The sequence below is a fragment of the Nocardia sp. NPDC006982 genome (assembly GCF_042869435.1).
GTDB lineage: Bacteria > Actinomycetota > Actinomycetes > Mycobacteriales > Mycobacteriaceae > Nocardia.
In genome coordinates this window covers 81,642-97,436 of sequence record NZ_JBIAFV010000014.1, presented here as the reverse complement: position 1 = coordinate 97,436, position 15,795 = coordinate 81,642, and the positions used below count along the sequence as shown (strand labels likewise).

Here is a 15,795-nt window from a genome sequence, read left to right as displayed (position 1 = left end):
ATCAACATCCCGGCTGGAACGGAAAGCACTGCGGTTCAGCCTGCCGAGCCGGAGCCGGTGGCTCCGGCGGCGCAACCGTCTCGGTATTCGGCACGAGGTGCGGCTGAAGGCCGCTACCGCGCTGGTTCACCCCCGCGGAAACCAGGATCCAGATCGTGCCGATGACGACCGCAGCGATCAGCAAGGTCGCGAGGTGTTGCGGGAGGCCGGGAATGAGCTCGACTCCTTTCGCCAACGCGGTCGAAGTACGCCTGCGCACTGCGGACACCTGTCGGCGAAACAGATCCTGGTTCGCCCGCTCGGCGGCGGGCGGGGTTGCCGGCCGCGGGGTTGCCGGCCGCATGGGTTCCGGCTCAGCCTGTGGTGGAGTCGGTATCGATTGCGGGTCGGAGTCGACCCACGACGACCACGCGTCGGCGTAGGGCGACGACGGTGGCGGTGCCGACTGCGCCTGATCGGCATCGACAGCGGCGATCGGTTCCGGCTCTGCCGGTAGCACGGATACGTGCGAATGCCCCGTATCCGAGCGAACCGCAAGCCGCGAGCGTTGCGCACCCCTCGCCTGAGCCCTGGCGATGTCGGCTGCGAGCCATGGTGGGTACGGAGCCGAGGGAGGCGGCTGCAGTCCGGCGGATACTGTCCCCGTATCACCTTTCGCGGACGAAACAGACTGCGCCCCATCGTGCTTCGACAGTGATACCGCTCCGACCAGCGCCGTCGAGTTGTCCACCGTCGTTGTCGAATGATCGTCGACAAGAACTTCGGTGACATCGGAAGGCCGCGGCAGGGCCGACTCGAACCGTGGTTCGGAGAGCCCATCCGCGTCCGGCTGTCCGGCGGCCACACTCGAACTGTCGACCGAAGCATAGATAGCACCGAGCGGAGCAGATGCGCGGGCAGCGCCGACCAGCGCCCTGGATTCCGAACGCATACGACGTCCCGACTCTGACGGAAATCCCTCGGCCGCGAGATCCTCGACGGTGACCACGTGCGACAGGTGAAGCTCACCGAGGAGCGCATGCACCTGCTCCGCGGTCCAGATCAGCTTCCGATTCGCCGTCCGATGAAACCAAGCCCGCAATCCGGCCGACGACCCGAGGACCACACAGTTGCCATGCTCGGACGCTTCGATATCCAGCATGACCGACGCGTCCCGAGCTGGCACAACCACGACCAATCCGTCGACGAAGGCGTCCGGATGCCGCTTGCGTACCAACTCCTCGAGATCGAGCACATGGCTCGTCACTCGGTCGAACGGACTGGTGTCGCAATCGCGGACAGGAACCGGATCGCCCTGGAACTCGAGGAGCCGCGAACGCCCGTCGGCCTGGCCCGAAACCCCGGTAGCCACCTCGGCGGCGGCCTCCTCGGCTTCGATCACGACCATCGCGCGTGGTGTGAGCACCACCAGGCCCGCCTCCCGCACAGTCTCCCCGGAGTCGCGGTCGGGCCGGGGCCATCCCGAAATAGCAAGCCCCACAATGACATATTGACCGGTCCACGTTCGCATCCAGTCGAGCACGCACTGCTCGGATCGCGTAACCGCCGCCCGTTCGTTGACAACCAGCATCGAGGTCACCCTCCCTCTCGTCCGCGCAGTCGACCCACCAACGGTATTCAGCGCGACCGCCCGACGAGAATTCGAAAGGCACCGTAAGAGTGTGGTTTTGGCGACAAAAGGTGTCACTACGCCGGCGTGGCGGCGACAGACGCGAGTGTCGCGGCGAGCCACCGGGTCGGTGTTGTCGGTTCAGAGGAGGCCGGATCCCCGCGGCGAGTCGAGTCTTCTCCCCCGAAGACATCGTCAAGAGCGGCAGCCGCGCGGACGAGCCGCCGCATTCTGGCGAGGTGCACGGAGTGGGCGTACCCAACCGGCCACTCGAATTTCACTGCCGCACTTGACTTTATCCAACAGCAGCGGGGATACGGTGCGGGTCAGGTGGTTGCAGAGTGCGCCGCCTGGACGACACCGAGTTGCTGCATCATCCCGAGTGTGTCCCAACATGCCCAGTTTTCGACGATCTTGCCGTCCTGGAAGCGACTGATTGTGATTCCCTGAACGACCGCTGATTTGCCGGTCGGGGACATGCCCATCATCTCGCCGTCGTTGGTGCCTGTCCCCGTCCACCGGGTGGTGACGAAATCGCCTTCGGCGATCTGTTCGTTGACCAAAAACCGTTGATCCGAGAACGCGGCGAGATACATCTGCACGAGCCTTTTGAAGCCGTCGGGGCCATGGACCTCGGCGAACGGGTTCTGTGGGTCGTGGTTGATGCAGTCAGCCGCGATCACCTCGTCGAATACATCGAGGTCTCGCGCGTTCCATGCGTCGAAGATGCGCTTGGCGGTGGCCTTGTTCTGCTCTGACATGGCGCTTCCCTTTCGATTGATAGTGCCGAACTGGCGGCGGCCATAGTCGCTACGGGCAGCATTCGCGGTGCCCGGCATTGAGTGTGGTTTGGAGCGCGGCCGCGATGCCAGCAGCGGATCCAGGCGCCGCGACCCGGTATGTGGACGCTCTCATCACGGCAGATGCCCGTCCGAATGTTGTCGGCGGACATCCAGCTACCCGCCGATCACAATCCCTGAAACCGGTGTACCGCAATCATTGTGCGCCTCTTTCGTACGCGAGGTAAGGGGCAACGGAGCCCGCGGCGGACCCGTCACGTGCTCGCATGATGTCTACCTGCGGGTGGATAGTTCGACAAGCTGATTTGAGATCAGCTATGAGCGACCTCGGCCAGGAAAACTGTGGGAATGCGGGAATCGGGCTCTACCAGACCCGGCGCCGGGCGCCGCGCCCGATCCAATGCCCTTGGGTTGCTCGATCCGTGGACGTAAGCATGGGCCTGCACACTAAGAAAACACCGGGATACCCGATATCGGGCCACTCCTCGCCAATGGCTGCTGTCAATCGGCGGGTACGAGTTCCCCCTCTTCGTCCACAACCAGCGCGGACAGCGGGGTGAGTGATGGCAGAAAGTGCGGATTCAGCGGAGGCCAGGCGTCGGTAGTCCATTCCACCGCCTGTACGCGTTTTCCGTTCGAGAGGAAGAGATAGTAGGCCGTCGTTGGGCCATCGGAATTCGTGCGATACGGGAGGTTCTGCCAACATGCTGCGGGCCGGTCGATCTGTGCCGCCTTGTTCAGTGCGTCGACCTTCTGATCCGCGTAGACCGTGATCATCCGGTCCCAACTGTCAGACCATCCGGCAGCGTGAGCGATATCGCCGAGGGTGGTCGCGGTGTTCGCCGCGGCTGCCTTGCCGATCTCCTCCACGAGGCGTCGACCAGATCCCAATGGTTCACTACGGCTGTTGAAATTGAAAATATCCGAGCCACATACTTCCTCCGCAGACGGCGGTACCTTCCCGAAGCACGCGCTCATCATCGGCATCACTACCGCAATGACGGCAAGAAACCGAATCTTCATATCAGTCCTCATCGCTTCCCGGGCAGCGGAAGCCCAACTCCGGATTGAATATCAGTAGTGCCGACCTGCACCTGATTGCTCCAGGTGATCTGCGGTTGAGATTGCCCGTCCGGCGTTTTGAGCACGACCGCATGCCCATCCCGAATCGACTCCGCAATCTTGGTCTGCAACTGTTCAGGGCTTGCATCGGGGTTATCGAGCGCGATTTCACGACCGAGCTTATTGTTGTACAGATCCATCGCCTCACGCGCCGGCGGATTTCCACCCGTCTTTTCGTGCGCCGTTGTATAATTTTGGGTCCATTCCGCACCGAATTCTTGCGTCATCCGCGCGTTCCAATACGCATGCCGGAACGCATCACCATGACCATCAGCGAGCACTCGTTCTTGCGTCTTCGGATCCAATCCCGAGAATTGGTCCTCAGCGGCCTGCTCTGCCTCGGTCTTGATGTCATAGAACTCCTTGAGCCCGATGACCCCGTGCCTGCCGACCAGGTTTTCCAGCGCGGTGGCTTCCTCACGCGGCATCGCACCCGCTTTGAAGGTCGGATCCCAGCCGCGGACGATATCGAGGAGCCAGCCGCTCGGCCACACCACGGTTTCTTTGGTGGCATCGGTTTGATAGTCGGTGAGAATCTTCGCCAGCTCGATATCGGCGGGTATAGCGATGAGCGCCTGCCGGGCCGAATTCGGGACCTTCTCGAGCACACCCTGAATCGTTCCCTCTGCCATCAAGTCCGCTTCCTGAATTCGGTTCAAGCAGACGCGCAGCCCACCGCCCAGCCGAGCCTCCTCCAATTCCTTATGCGCGATGGCCGTGCCCGGCGACCACCAGTACTTCTTCATCCACTCCCAATTGGACTTCCTCGACATCACCTCGCCGTCATCTCGGTAGAAGAGATCCCACTCGGAATCCTCTACCTCCTTGATCGCCGCGCGAATCAGCAGGATCATCCCTTCGAAAACGGCTGTCGTTGAATTGATGACCCCGGCCAGTTCTTGGTAGATATCGACGGTGGTGAGCGCGTCTTTGCGGTCATCCTGAGCGCGCTGACGAGCGGATTCACCGGACTCGCTGTCGAAGTACTCATACGAGCCGGCGAGCGCGCCGGCTGCAGCTTCGACTTCGGCTTCGACGTCCCCGGCAACCCGATTGAGGGCAGCGACCAAGTCCCGAGCCGGGTTGAGATTCCACGCCAGAACCTTCGAGATCGTCAGCGGCTCCGTTTCACTCATCGCGGCCCGGCCTGATCGAGTTCTACAGCGCGCTGCCTGTCCAACTCCTCGAACTCGTTCGCCGCCTTTTCCGCGAGATCCCCGATTCCAGTGAACCGACCAGCATGGAACTTCAGTACTTCATCGAGAGCCTTCAGCGTCTCCTCGGCCCGGGTCAGTGCCAGCGATTCCTTCGCCCCGGCACGGGCTTGATCGCGAGCCGGGACGGCCACCGGCGCCTTGCCTGCGATGGTGGTCGCGCGTCCGCGCACACCGTTTGCGAGTTCACGAACTCGCCCAGGATCGATCTCGAACATCCCACGACCTCAGACGACGTATTCGTGGTCGCCAAACGAACTGCGGTCAGTGCCGTTGTTGCCGCGGAGGTGCGTCGGGACGTACGTCGACGGCGCGGCCGATAGCTCCGTGAAGATCTGCTGGGCCTCGGCTTCGGCGTTCGTATACGCCACCCGATGCCGATCGGCGATGAGCATGGCCAGTCGGCTCATTCCATGCTCCACCGCCTGGGGTGCGAGTCGCAGATCCGTAATCGCCCCGCGGGCATCGGTTTCGACGTACACAGTGCCGTCGGCGGACTGCGCACGCCCCCGCACCCGTTCGGTCGCCTCATTGATCCGCTTGATCCGCGCGGCCAACTCTTCAGTGTCCTCGGTCATTCCGCCCCAACCACCCGATTATCTTCCAGCCGCGTCGATTCCGCAGATGTCCGCAAACGTAGCAGTTCCACCTATCGAGCCCGGCACGCCGCTGCCGATCTCCGGCGCTGCAGGAAAATTCGGCGCAACAGACACAACGCCCGCCGCCCCGGTCGTCGAAATGAGTGGATTCGCGGCACCGGGGTCCTGTATCGAACATGCGCTGAGCATCGCGCATTCAGTGCCACGCTTGACCTTGCCCGAGAGTCGCGGTCCTGGATTTGTCGCTGCGTGCACAACAAAGTGCCGCAACCTCGAGCTTTCGGATCTACCTGAGCGAGCACGGCGCTGACCAGGCCGCACGCCATCGGTATACGAGCCGGCCAAGCGAGAGCCAGCGGTCTGGCGCCGATTTCGTCCCCAAGGGGCGGTGCGGTTCGTTGGCATCCGGCTGGGCCAGCGTTGATCTTCGAACACCCCCGGACGCTCCAGTCTTGTACAGACTGGTCGGTCGACCTGACTTGCTGGAACGGCTCGCGCCCCGAGTTGTTATCCCGATTACGCGCAACAGCCGACCGCACCGTCGCGTCGCACACTTACACAGACCTGGGCCGCGTCTGGCCGGATGCTGAACCCCACGTACACGCCAACCCAAACGCAAATGAACACATCGGATCGCCCGATCCGTGCACGCGACGGGACGGCTGGTGGGAAGCTCGAAGGACCGTAAGTGTCGACCGAGAAAGCGAGACACATGGTCGAGAAAGCGAGTGCGTCCGCAGGGACCAACGGTAAGGCTGTGATGGCACAGCGGCCGGAGGACATCCGGAATGTAGTGCTGGTCGGGCACAGCGGGTCGGGTAAGACCACGTTGGTGGAGGCGTTGGCGCTCACGGCGGGCGCGGTGAATCGCGCGGGCCGGGTGGAGGACGGGACGTCGCTATCGGATTACGACGAGATCGAACACCGCCAGCACCGATCGGTGCAGCTGTCGGTGGTGCCGATGGTGTGGCACGGGATAAAGATCAATCTGCTGGATACCCCCGGATACGCCGATTTCGTCGGTGAGCTGCGCGCGGGTCTGCGTGCGGCGGATGCGGCCCTGTTCGTCATCTCGGCGGCCGAGGGCGCCGAGGCCGTGAGCGGTGCGACCCGCGCGCTGTGGGAGGAGTGCGCGGCGGTCGGGATGCCGCGGGCCATCGTGATCACCCACCTCGACACCGCACGCGCCGAATTCGACGAGATGACCGAGACCTGTCGACAGGTACTCGGCGGCGGTTCCTCGGAAAACATTCTGCCGCTGCATCTTCCGGTGTACGGACCGAAGAGTCCGGACGGTCATCGCCCGGTGACCGGATTGGTCGAGCTGCTGCCGCACTGCATCGCGGACTACTCCTCCGGCGAGGAGGTCCAGTGCGAACCGTCCGCCGATCAGCTGCCGCCGCTCGAGGACGCGCGCAACCGGCTGATCGAGGGCATCATCGCCGAGAGCGAAGACGAAACCCTGATGGAGCGCTATCTCGGCGGCGAGGAGATCGAGCTGGCGGCGTTGGTCGAGGACCTCGAACGCGCGGTCGCCCGGGGCAGCTTCCATCCCGTCCTGTTCGGCGCGCCCGCCCCGGAAGGGGCCAAACAGGGCCTAGGCACCATCGAACTGCTGGAGCTGATCACCGGCGGATTTCCCACACCGTCGGAACATGCGGTCTCGGCGATCAACACCTCCGACGGCGCGGCGTCGACACCCTTGCACTGCGATCCGGACGGCACCCTGGCCGCCGAGGTGATCCGCACCGCCTCGGATCCATATGTCGGCCGGGTCTCGCTGGTTCGCGTATTCTCCGGCACCCTGCGACCCGACGACACCGTGCATGTCTGCGGTCACGGCCTGGAGGACCGCGGCCACGAGAGCCACGATGTGGACGAGCGCATCGGCGCCATCACCGCACCGTTCGGTAAACAGCAGCGTCCACTCGGCCAGGCCATCGCCGGTGATATCGCCTATGTCACCAAACTGAGCCACGCGGAAACCGGCGATACCCTGTCCGGCACCGCCGCGCCGCTGCTGATCGAACCATGGCAGATGCCGGATCCCCTGCTGCCCATCGCCATTCAGGCGCGCAGCAAGGCGGATGAGGACAAGCTCTCCAGCGGCCTGGCCCGGCTGGCGGCCGAGGATCCCGCGATCCGGCTGGAACAGAATCCCGACACCCACCAGATCGTGCTGTGGTGCCTGGGTGAGGCGCACCGCGATGTCGCGCTGGAGCGGTTGCGCACCAGGTTCGGCGTGCAGGTCGACGTGATCGATCACAAGGTCGCGCTGCGAGAAACGTTCGCGGGCAAGGCGACCGGTAAGGGCAGGCACGTCAAACAGTCGGGCGGGCACGGACAGTACGCGGTCTGCGAGATCGAAGTGGAACCGCTGCCGGGCGGTTCGGGCATCGAATTCGTCGACCGGGTGGTCGGCGGAGTCGTACCGCGACAATTCATTCCGTCGGTGGAGAAGGGTGTCCGCGCCCAGGCCGGGCGCGGAGTGGCGGCCGGATACCCGCTCGTCGATATGCGCGTGACCCTCTTCGACGGCAAGGCGCATTCGGTCGATTCCTCCGATGCCGCCTTCCAGACAGCGGGTGCGCTCGCGTTGCGCGAGGCCGCGGCCGCCGCCGGTATCGACCTGCTCGAACCGATCGCCGAAGTATGGGTGGTGGTAACCGACGACTATGTCGGTCCGGTACTCAGCGATCTGTCGGGACGCCGCGGACGCGTCCTCGGCACCGAACCGCACGGCACCGGCCGCACCCGCATCCACGCCGAGGTGCCCGAACTCGAACTCACCCGCTACGCAATAGATCTGCGCTCCATCTCACATGGCGCGGGTGATTTCACGCGCTCGTATATCCGGCACGAACCGATGCCGAACGCGCTGGCCGGCTCGGTCCGCGAGCAGGCCAGGAAGTCGGGCTGATCCCCAGCGCCGCAGGATGTTTTCGCTAGCGTCGAAGGAGCCGGGTGAGCAGTCCAGAGCGTTTCGTCGTCGACACCGAGCATTTCGGCAAGATCGTGATCACGCGAACCGACGAAAAAGTGGTCGCCACACCGGTATTCGACGATGCCACTGCCGTGACCATCGAGCGGATCGGTCCACGCACTCGTCAGCGCGTTCCCATCGGTACGCGAAATGCCAAGCGGCTGCGGGCATCGATCAATGATCGCCCGATCAGGTTGACGGTCGGGCGCGGACATTTCTACTACCGGTGGACCTATCGCGTGGCCGCCGAGGTCGATGGCACGATTTTGCGGCTGATGCCGACGAATCTGCACTCCAGCGCCTTGGTGGTCGGACAGCGGGATCGGGGCGAGCACGTGCTCGGCGAATTCATGTTGACGGGGTCGCACCACATCGAGGTCGTCTGGGCATTGCCATTCACCGTGCGCGATCCCGGAGTAACCGTTCGCCAGCCCACCCTGGAGGACGCGCTCATCGCCTACGCGTTGGTCACAGCTTTCGGCACCGGAGGCGTATCGCTATGGGACCTGGTGGAGATGGTGCTCCCGATCTGAACTCCTGCTGTCGCACAGAGTGTGAGGAGTTCGCACAGGCTGTAGAGCCTGTTGCCGAATGCGCCGCGGGGCGGTTGTTCCGTCATATCAACGTCACAGTCGGGGGATCAAATCACTTCCAGCTGAGGATGATTGCACGGCAGCGGTTGAAATAGAGGCATGACCTATGTCACGACCAAAATCCGCGATAATCGGCAACAGGCTCTATACGGTGTGCGCGATCGTGATTGGTTGTGCGACGGTCCGAGGGCGGCGGACGCGGGTCGGGCCCACGCCTTCGGAAAGGGATGGGCCCGAACCGTTCTCGCTAGCTCACCAGGTTCTTCCGAAGTTGTACGAGGGTGCCGCCGTCGAGGCCCAAGCCCTGCGTCAGGAACTTCCCGAAATCGCCGTAGGCCTGCTCCATCGTAGCGATCGCGGTATCCAGGTACTCGTCGCTGACCACTTGCAGCGGAATCAGCAGATCGGGATTCTGCATCAGCCCCGCCTGCTTCACCTGCTCGCGCAACTTGGCATCCGCCGCGGCCCGATACTGATTCGACAGCAGATAATCCTGCCGCGCAGTCTGTTCAGGCACCCCGACGGCCCGCAACACCACATACGTCAGCCAGCCAGTCCGATCCTTACCCGAGGTGCAGTGGTACAGCGTCGCCCGATCGGTCGCCGCCAGATCCCGAATCGTCTGCCCGAACTTCGCCCGCGAATCATCGGTGAAGAAACTCCGATACACGTTCGCCATGATCTCCTCGGCCTTCCCGTTCCCGAGCAGCTCCTCCTGCATCTGCGGATCCCGAGACTGAATCGCCGCCAACATCTGCTGGAACAACCCGGTGTCATCAATCGGCCGCGCCACCTTCTGCACCCCCGCAGGCACCTTGTCGGCCCCCGCGAACTGCACCTCCGCCGGCGTCCGCAGATCAATAACGGCTTTGAGATTCAGGGTTCCCAGCTTCTGCACATCGGAGTCCGTCAACTTCTCCAACGAATCCGACCGAATAACCTTTCCCGCCTTGACCTTCGCCCCGTCATAAGTCCGATACCCCCCGATATCCCGAACATTGACCGCCCCCTGCAAATCGATCTTCCCACCGACCGCCGCAACACTCGGCTCAGCCACCGCCGAAGGCTGCACCCCCGTCGCAGTCAACGCCAACGCCGCCGCAGCAGCACCTATAAGTGAAACAAGTGAAATCCTCATGGCGCGGGACAGTAGAACCCACCCCACCCCTCGCGCGCCACTTCCCACCGATCCCGCCGCCGTTACCCCACTCACCGGTATTCCCATGCCGCTCAATGAGATTCAGACTGTTCCTTCGGCACTAACGCGGACCGCCAGCCAGCGAAACCCGAGATCGGTTGCGGCAGTGCCGAAGCAGTATATGCCTACTCGAAATTGATTGCACGGCACCGATTACCATTACCGGCTACCGCGCGTACGTTTTCCGACGCCACCGCCTCCCCCCGCGCTCGATCGAACTGCTCGCGCGCCCTTCGTAGTTCGTCTATGGGAAACCGCTTCGCCCATCATGGATTCCACATTCTGGAAGGCGTTCTCGGCGAACCTCAGACCCCGAGCGTCTGCTCGATTGCCGTCAGGAAAGCGGCTGTATCGGCGAGGCTGGAAAGGACCAGATCCGCCCCGGCGTTGGCGAGTACGTCGGCACTGTCACTGCCAGAAGCGACAGCGATAATTTTGGCTCCGCCGTCAAGGCCAGCGCGTAGGTCGTTCGGCGTATCACCGACCAGCACAGTGTTTGCGCGAGCAAACGACGCGCGTTACTTCTGAGCCGCACGACGTTGGGCAACGCCGACCAAGTTGGCCCGTACGATCCCGACGAAATCGCCGAGTGCAGGTCCGAGACCGTTTCGAAAACCGAGACACCCGAATACCATTGCGCCGAATCCTCCCGCAGCGCGATCAGCGGGTTCGATGAGGTCTCGGTCAATTCGACGCCCCGTCAGGGGTGACCGCCTTCAACTGTGCGGCTCGCGAGGCGTCGACGGTTTCGAAGCTGTCGGCGACGCTGCGGAGCTTGCCCGCATCTTCCCACAACGCCGTTTGCGCCGATTCAATCGCGTCGACGCCGTCGGTCTCCACCGAATCGACGAATAGTGGTGGGGAGGAAGGCACACAGCTTGCCGAACGCATCCGTCGGCAGTGATACCGCCTGCGCAGCCTCCAGTGCCTGCGACAAGGATTGGCCGACTTTCTCCACATTCGCGGCGTGCGTCCGCAACTTTTCCGGCTCTACCGAAACTTCGCTCGTCTACCCCCCTCAGCACTCCCGGTTCCGAATTGCCTTGTAACTGAACCGGTGTGCCCACTATAACCAGCGCTTCGAGCCAAAAGCTCCCCGAGAAACGACGGAGCCCCATCCGCCGAAACGGATGGGGCTCCTTGCCTTACAACGACTTACACGTCGAAGTAGAGCTCGAACTCATACGGGTGCGGACGCAGGTTCACCGGCGCGATTTCGTTTTCGCGCTTGAGGTTGATCCAGGTCTCGATCAGGTCCGGGGTGAACACGTTACCTTCGGTGAGGTAGTCGTGGTCGGCCTCGAGGCGGTCGATGACCGAAGCCAGGCTGGTGGGGGCCTGCGGGATGCCCTTGGCCTCCTCCGGCGGGAGCTCGTAGAGGTCCTTGTCGACCGGAGCCTTCGGCTCGATCTTCTTCTTGATGCCGTCCAGGCCGGCCATCATCATGGCGGCGAAGGCCAGGTACGGGTTACCCGAGGAGTCGGGCGCACGGAACTCGATGCGCTTGGCCTTCGGGTTGTTACCGGTGACCGGGATGCGGACCGCGGCGGAGCGATTGCGCTGCGAGTACACCAGGTTGATCGGGGCCTCGTAGCCCGGGACCAGGCGGTGGTAGGAGTTCACGGTCGGGTTGGTGAACGCCAGCAGCGACGGGGCGTGGTGCAGGATGCCGCCGATGTAGTGGCGCGCCAGATCCGACAGGCCCGCGTAGCCGGCCTCGTCGTGGAACAGCGGCTTGCCGTCCTTCCACAGCGACTGGTGCACGTGCATGCCCGAGCCGTTGTCGCCGAAGAGCGGCTTCGGCATGAAGGTGACGGTCTTGCCCTCGGCCCACGCGGTGTTCTTCACGATGTACTTGAACAGCTGCAGGTCGTCGGCCGCGCCGAGCAGGGTGCCGAACTTATAGTTGATCTCGGCTTGACCGGCGGTACCGACCTCGTGGTGGCCACGCTCGAGTTCGAAGCCCGCGTTCTGCAGGTTGGTCGAGATCTTGTCGCGCAGGTCGACGTAGTGGTCGTACGGGGCGACCGGGAAGTAACCGCCCTTGTTACGGACCTTGTAGCCGCGGTTCAGGGTGCCGTCCGGGTTGAACTCCGCGCCGGTGTTCCAGGAGCCCGAGATCGACTCGATCTCGTAGAAGGCGCCGTTCATGCCCGAGTCGTAACGGATGGAGTCGAAGATGTAGAACTCGGCCTCGGCACCGAAGTAGGCGGTGTCGGCGATGCCGGTGCTCTTCAGGTACTCCTCCGCCTTGCGCGCGACGTTACGCGGGTCGCGGCTGTAGGCCTCCCGGGTGAACGGGTCGTGCACGAAGAAGTTGAGGTTCAGCGTCTTGGCCTGGCGGAACGGGTCCAGCCGCGCGGTGCTGAAGTCGGGGAGCAGCAGCATGTCCGACTCATCGATGGACTGGAAGCCACGGACGGAGGAGCCGTCGAACGCTAGCCCTTCCTCAGCGAGGTCAGCGGTGAAAGCCTTCGCGGGGATCGAGAAGTGCTGCTGCACACCCGGAAGATCACTGAAGCGGATGTCGACGTATTCGACTTCCTCTTCCTTGATGTGCTTGATGACCTCGTCGGCCGTGCTGAACGTCACTTGTTCTCCTTACGGATCGGTTCCCAGCCAGTGTCGATTGCATGGGTTCGTCGCGTCCAGACGCTATGGACGCGATGTTTCCCAGCAATCAAGGCTGTGTTTCGCCAGTGTTACACGTGCGGCTGGCCGGGCGTTGATGGCCACCCGGGCTCGAACAGCATCGTAATCCTGTCCTTTTTACCAGCGCCCGCCGAGGTCACTTGGGTTAATGCGATGTCCTACGACCGGTCGTAGAGGCCTATTCTGGGGATCATGGCACGCATCAGCGGATCCTGGCTCTCCGGACCTTCGGCCGACCCGGGCGATCCGGCAACCCCCGAGTTCCCCGGTCAGCACCTGGGTCTGCCGCGCTCGGGCGCGGGGTCACTGGTCGGCATGTTGCGGCGCATCGTCGCGCTCATGGTGGACTGGTTCATCTCGCTCGGTGTGACCGCAATCATTGTTCGACCGAACCCGGACAAGATCATCGCCGGCATGGATATTCCGGCCGGGAAGCCGCGCCCGTCGAATTTCGAGGCGATTGTGAGTGCGCTCACCACACCCAACCTGCTCGTCTGGTTCGTGATCGGCGTCGTCGCGGTGTCGTTGTTCGGGTACACGCCGGGGCAGTACTTCCTGCGCCTGCGCGTCATCCGCGTCGATGCGCCGGTGGCCGTCGGCTTCGTGCGCGCGCTGGCCCGCCAGGTGCTGCTGGTCTTCGTGGTTCCGGCGCTGTTCACCGACGCCGACGGTCGCGGCATGCACGACCGCGCCACCGGCACCGCGGTCGTCCGCTCGCGCTAGCACCTCCGGGCGGGCGTCGGAACAGTACGCTGCGGCGGTGTCTCTGAATCCGGTCATGCTGGCGGTCCGCCTGTTCCTCGAACTCGCCGCCATCTCGTCGTTCGCGGTCTGCGGTTGGCTCGCGTTCGATTCGCCTTGGCGCTATGTGCTGGTTGTACTGCTGCCGCTCGCCGCCGCCGCGGCTTGGGGGACGTTCGCGGTGCCCGGCGATCCGAGCCGCAGCGGAAATGCCCCGGTCGCGGTGGACGGCTGGGTGCGTCTGCTGGTCGAGATCGTGGTGCTGTTCGGTGGCGCGGCGGCATTCTGGCTCGCGGGGCTGCCGCGTTGGGCCCTGGTCTTCACCGCGGTACTCGTCGTCTACCACGTCGTCGGCTACGACCGGATCACCTGGTTGCTCGGCACCGGGCGAACCGGAACGACTCCTTAGAAATGCGAAGGCCCGCATCCCATGGGATGCGGGCCTCGAAACAGGATCAGCGCCGGCGGATGGTGCGCTGCACCCCGCGCATCTTGGCGCCCGCGGGCATCGGGCCCTTGGGCAGTGCGGGACCGCTGCGCGAACTCAGCGCGGCCAGGCGACCCTCGATGAGGTCGATGCGCTTGGCGTCGATATTGCGGGGCAGCTTGGTGAGGTGCTTCTGCAGCTCCTTCAGCGGGATCTGGCCCTCATCGTTGCCGATGATGATGTCGTAGATCGGGGTGTCGCCGATGAGTCGCGCGGTGCGCTTCTTCTCCTGCGCCAGTAGCGACTTCAGCCGCTGCGGGGAACCCTCGCCGATCAGGATGACGCCCGGCAGACCGATCACCCGGTGCACCGCATCCAACTGAGTGGTGGCCGCGATGCCATTGCTGACCCGCCATTTGCCCTGCAGGTTGTCCAGCACCCAGGCCGCCGCACCCGCCTGGCCCTCGGCCTTGGCGTAGACATTCCGCTGCACCCGGCGACCGAAGATGATGAACGCGACGAGCACACCGAGCAGCAGACCGAGCGGCAGCAGGAACCACTGCAGCCCGAAGATCAGGCCGACCACCAGGAAAACGACCGTGATGCCGACGACAGCGCCGATCATCAAAGGCAGCAGCAGCTTGTCTTCCTTGCGCTGCATCTGGAACGCCTGCCAGAGCTGCTGGCGGCGTTCTTTCGACTGCTGCTTGCGGGCCGCCTTAGCCGCGGCCTTCGCTTCCTTCGACGGCGTGCCGCCCTTGCCTACTGCCATATTCACAGAATAGTGGCACGTCGGATGGGTGCCCCCACCGCGTCAGTTGACGCCGCGACGCGCGATCTCACCTAAAGCGGTGAGATCCAGATCACCTGAGGTCTCGGTCCACCCCATGGCACGCAACTCCGCGGGCGTGCCGACACCGAGCGCGTCACGCAGGCCGACCGCGACCGAGCGGGCGAGTCCGCGCAAAGTTTCCAAAGACAGTGGCCAGAGCAGGGTGCGAGTCCAATTGTCGATCTCGCGCCGTGCGACGGGTTCGCGCCAGCCGAGATCGCGCAGCATACGTTCGGCGGTCGGCGAGATGGGCTGGGCGAGATAGGAATTGCCCGCCAGTTCGACGGACAGTTTGATGTCGTATTGCACGAATTGGACGTATCGATTGCCGGGCGCGGCGATGACCAGCGTTGCCCGCGAAGGCAGTTCCGATAGGCACTGTGCCAGCGACCGCACGAATAGATCCCAATCCGTGGTCACCGGCTCACTCATACTCCCCCCGGGGACTCGCACTGGGCCGATCATACGCCGCGCTGCCTGGGACACCAGCCGAATCTGATTGACCGAATGTGCCGTTCCCGCTGGGCGATAGCAAGAGCAAATAGCCTGCCGTTCTCGCGAACGACAGGCTCCTGCCTCACGCGGTCGCGGCAATCCGCCGGGACGTCACAACCTCCGATTCCGCAACCCGGCCGAGCCCGCGGAAAACGGGCACGTCCAGCCTGCGGTTCGCAGGCCGCATTGCCCACGACGCCACCACACACAGCGCGAAAAAGCCGGTGTAGATCAGATGATTCGCGGCGGAACGGTGCGCGATATGTGAGGCGAATCCGCCGGTCAGGTCGAAAAACGCACCGGCATAGGCCCATTCCTTCACCAGCGGAAAGCGCGGGACCGCAAGTGCCATGGCGCCGAGCACTTTCCAGAATCCGAGGATGGTCATGACATAGGTCGGATAACCCAATTCCGTCATGCCCGCCGCGGTCCCGCCGCGATGCAGCAGATCGGCGATACCGCCCGATGCCAGGACGAATACCGTCAACCCGGTAGTGGTCCAGTAGCCGATCGATCGTGCGTTGCTCATG

Annotated in this window: 18 protein-coding genes; 4 read left to right on the top strand and 14 right to left on the bottom strand. The window is 63.8% G+C overall.

Annotated elements, in window-relative coordinates; all coding sequences use genetic code 11:
- Window position 1: 1 nt before the first annotated feature.
- From ACFYOW_RS37595 to ACFYOW_RS37570, 6 genes are all read right to left on the bottom strand, one after another.
- A complete protein-coding gene (locus ACFYOW_RS37595; protein WP_387294826.1) occupies window positions 2-1,570 on the bottom strand; it encodes a hypothetical protein in 1,569 nt (522 codons plus the stop codon).
- Between the two features lie 365 nt (window positions 1,571-1,935).
- Window positions 1,936-2,448 carry an ester cyclase gene (locus tag ACFYOW_RS37590; protein ID WP_387294825.1) on the bottom strand — a complete coding sequence of 171 codons (513 nt, stop codon included), beginning with the start codon at window positions 2,446-2,448 and terminating at the stop codon, window positions 1,936-1,938.
- A gap of 462 nt (window positions 2,449-2,910) precedes the next feature.
- Window positions 2,911-3,432, bottom strand: a complete 522-nt coding sequence (locus ACFYOW_RS37585) for a hypothetical protein (RefSeq protein ID WP_387294824.1) — start codon at window positions 3,430-3,432, stop codon at window positions 2,911-2,913.
- A gap of 8 nt (window positions 3,433-3,440) precedes the next feature.
- Window positions 3,441-4,667 carry a DUF6973 domain-containing protein gene (locus ACFYOW_RS37580; RefSeq protein WP_387294823.1) on the bottom strand — a complete coding sequence of 409 codons (1,227 nt, stop codon included), beginning with the start codon at window positions 4,665-4,667 and terminating at the stop codon, window positions 3,441-3,443.
- A complete protein-coding gene (locus ACFYOW_RS37575) occupies window positions 4,664-4,963 on the bottom strand; it encodes a hypothetical protein (protein WP_387294822.1) in 300 nt (99 codons plus the stop codon). Before ACFYOW_RS37575 ends, ACFYOW_RS37580 begins: the two co-directional genes overlap by 4 nt.
- 9 nt (window positions 4,964-4,972) lie before the next feature.
- On the bottom strand, window positions 4,973-5,323 hold the full coding sequence (locus ACFYOW_RS37570; protein ID WP_387294821.1) for a YbaB/EbfC family nucleoid-associated protein: 351 nt from the start codon (window positions 5,321-5,323) through the stop codon (window positions 4,973-4,975).
- A 733-nt stretch (window positions 5,324-6,056) separates the two neighbouring features.
- On the opposite strand from ACFYOW_RS37570, the gene ACFYOW_RS37565 reads away from it, so the two are divergent.
- Window positions 6,057-8,264, top strand: a complete 2,208-nt coding sequence (locus tag ACFYOW_RS37565) for an elongation factor G-like protein EF-G2 (RefSeq protein ID WP_387294820.1) — start codon at window positions 6,057-6,059, stop codon at window positions 8,262-8,264.
- A 44-nt stretch (window positions 8,265-8,308) separates the two neighbouring features.
- A complete protein-coding gene (locus ACFYOW_RS37560) occupies window positions 8,309-8,860 on the top strand; it encodes a hypothetical protein (protein ID WP_387294819.1) in 552 nt (183 codons plus the stop codon).
- A gap of 307 nt (window positions 8,861-9,167) precedes the next feature.
- Here ACFYOW_RS37560 and ACFYOW_RS37555 read toward each other — a convergent pair whose 3' ends face one another.
- From ACFYOW_RS37555 to glnA, 5 genes are all read right to left on the bottom strand, one after another.
- On the bottom strand, window positions 9,168-9,977 hold the full coding sequence (locus ACFYOW_RS37555; protein WP_387294818.1) for a tyrosine-protein phosphatase: 810 nt from the start codon (window positions 9,975-9,977) through the stop codon (window positions 9,168-9,170).
- Window positions 9,978-10,423: 446 nt separating this feature from the next.
- Window positions 10,424-10,609 (bottom strand): HAD family hydrolase, encoded by a 186-nt coding sequence (locus ACFYOW_RS37550; protein WP_387294817.1) that lies wholly within the window; start codon window positions 10,607-10,609, stop codon window positions 10,424-10,426.
- 193 nt (window positions 10,610-10,802) lie between these two features.
- Entirely contained in the window at window positions 10,803-10,958 is a 156-nt protein-coding gene (locus ACFYOW_RS37545; protein WP_387294816.1) for a hypothetical protein, read from the bottom strand.
- Window positions 10,930-11,076 carry a hypothetical protein gene (locus ACFYOW_RS37540; RefSeq protein ID WP_387295027.1) on the bottom strand — a complete coding sequence of 49 codons (147 nt, stop codon included), beginning with the start codon at window positions 11,074-11,076 and terminating at the stop codon, window positions 10,930-10,932. The genes ACFYOW_RS37545 and ACFYOW_RS37540 overlap by 29 nt, the downstream gene beginning before the upstream one ends.
- Before the next feature lie 197 nt (window positions 11,077-11,273).
- Window positions 11,274-12,710 (bottom strand): type I glutamate--ammonia ligase, encoded by a 1,437-nt coding sequence (gene glnA / locus ACFYOW_RS37535; RefSeq protein ID WP_387294815.1) that lies wholly within the window; start codon window positions 12,708-12,710, stop codon window positions 11,274-11,276.
- Between the two features lie 252 nt (window positions 12,711-12,962).
- On the opposite strand from glnA, the gene ACFYOW_RS37530 reads away from it, so the two are divergent.
- Window positions 12,963-13,493: an RDD family protein gene (locus ACFYOW_RS37530; RefSeq protein WP_387294814.1), complete on the top strand. Its 531-nt coding sequence runs from the start codon at window positions 12,963-12,965 to the stop codon at window positions 13,491-13,493.
- A gap of 37 nt (window positions 13,494-13,530) precedes the next feature.
- Window positions 13,531-13,920: a YrdB family protein gene (locus ACFYOW_RS37525; RefSeq protein WP_387294813.1), complete on the top strand. Its 390-nt coding sequence runs from the start codon at window positions 13,531-13,533 to the stop codon at window positions 13,918-13,920.
- A gap of 46 nt (window positions 13,921-13,966) precedes the next feature.
- On the opposite strand, the gene ACFYOW_RS37520 is transcribed toward ACFYOW_RS37525, so the two are convergent.
- From ACFYOW_RS37520 to ACFYOW_RS37510, 3 genes are all read right to left on the bottom strand, one after another.
- Window positions 13,967-14,710 (bottom strand): DUF4191 domain-containing protein, encoded by a 744-nt coding sequence (locus ACFYOW_RS37520; protein WP_387294812.1) that lies wholly within the window; start codon window positions 14,708-14,710, stop codon window positions 13,967-13,969.
- Window positions 14,711-14,752: 42 nt separating this feature from the next.
- Window positions 14,753-15,202 carry a hypothetical protein gene (locus ACFYOW_RS37515; protein WP_387294811.1) on the bottom strand — a complete coding sequence of 150 codons (450 nt, stop codon included), beginning with the start codon at window positions 15,200-15,202 and terminating at the stop codon, window positions 14,753-14,755.
- A 145-nt stretch (window positions 15,203-15,347) separates the two neighbouring features.
- The gene (locus tag ACFYOW_RS37510) at window positions 15,348-15,794 is read right to left on the bottom strand and encodes a DoxX family protein (RefSeq protein WP_387294810.1); all 447 of its coding nucleotides are present in this window, start codon (window positions 15,792-15,794) and stop codon (window positions 15,348-15,350) included.
- Window position 15,795: the final 1 nt, after the last annotated feature.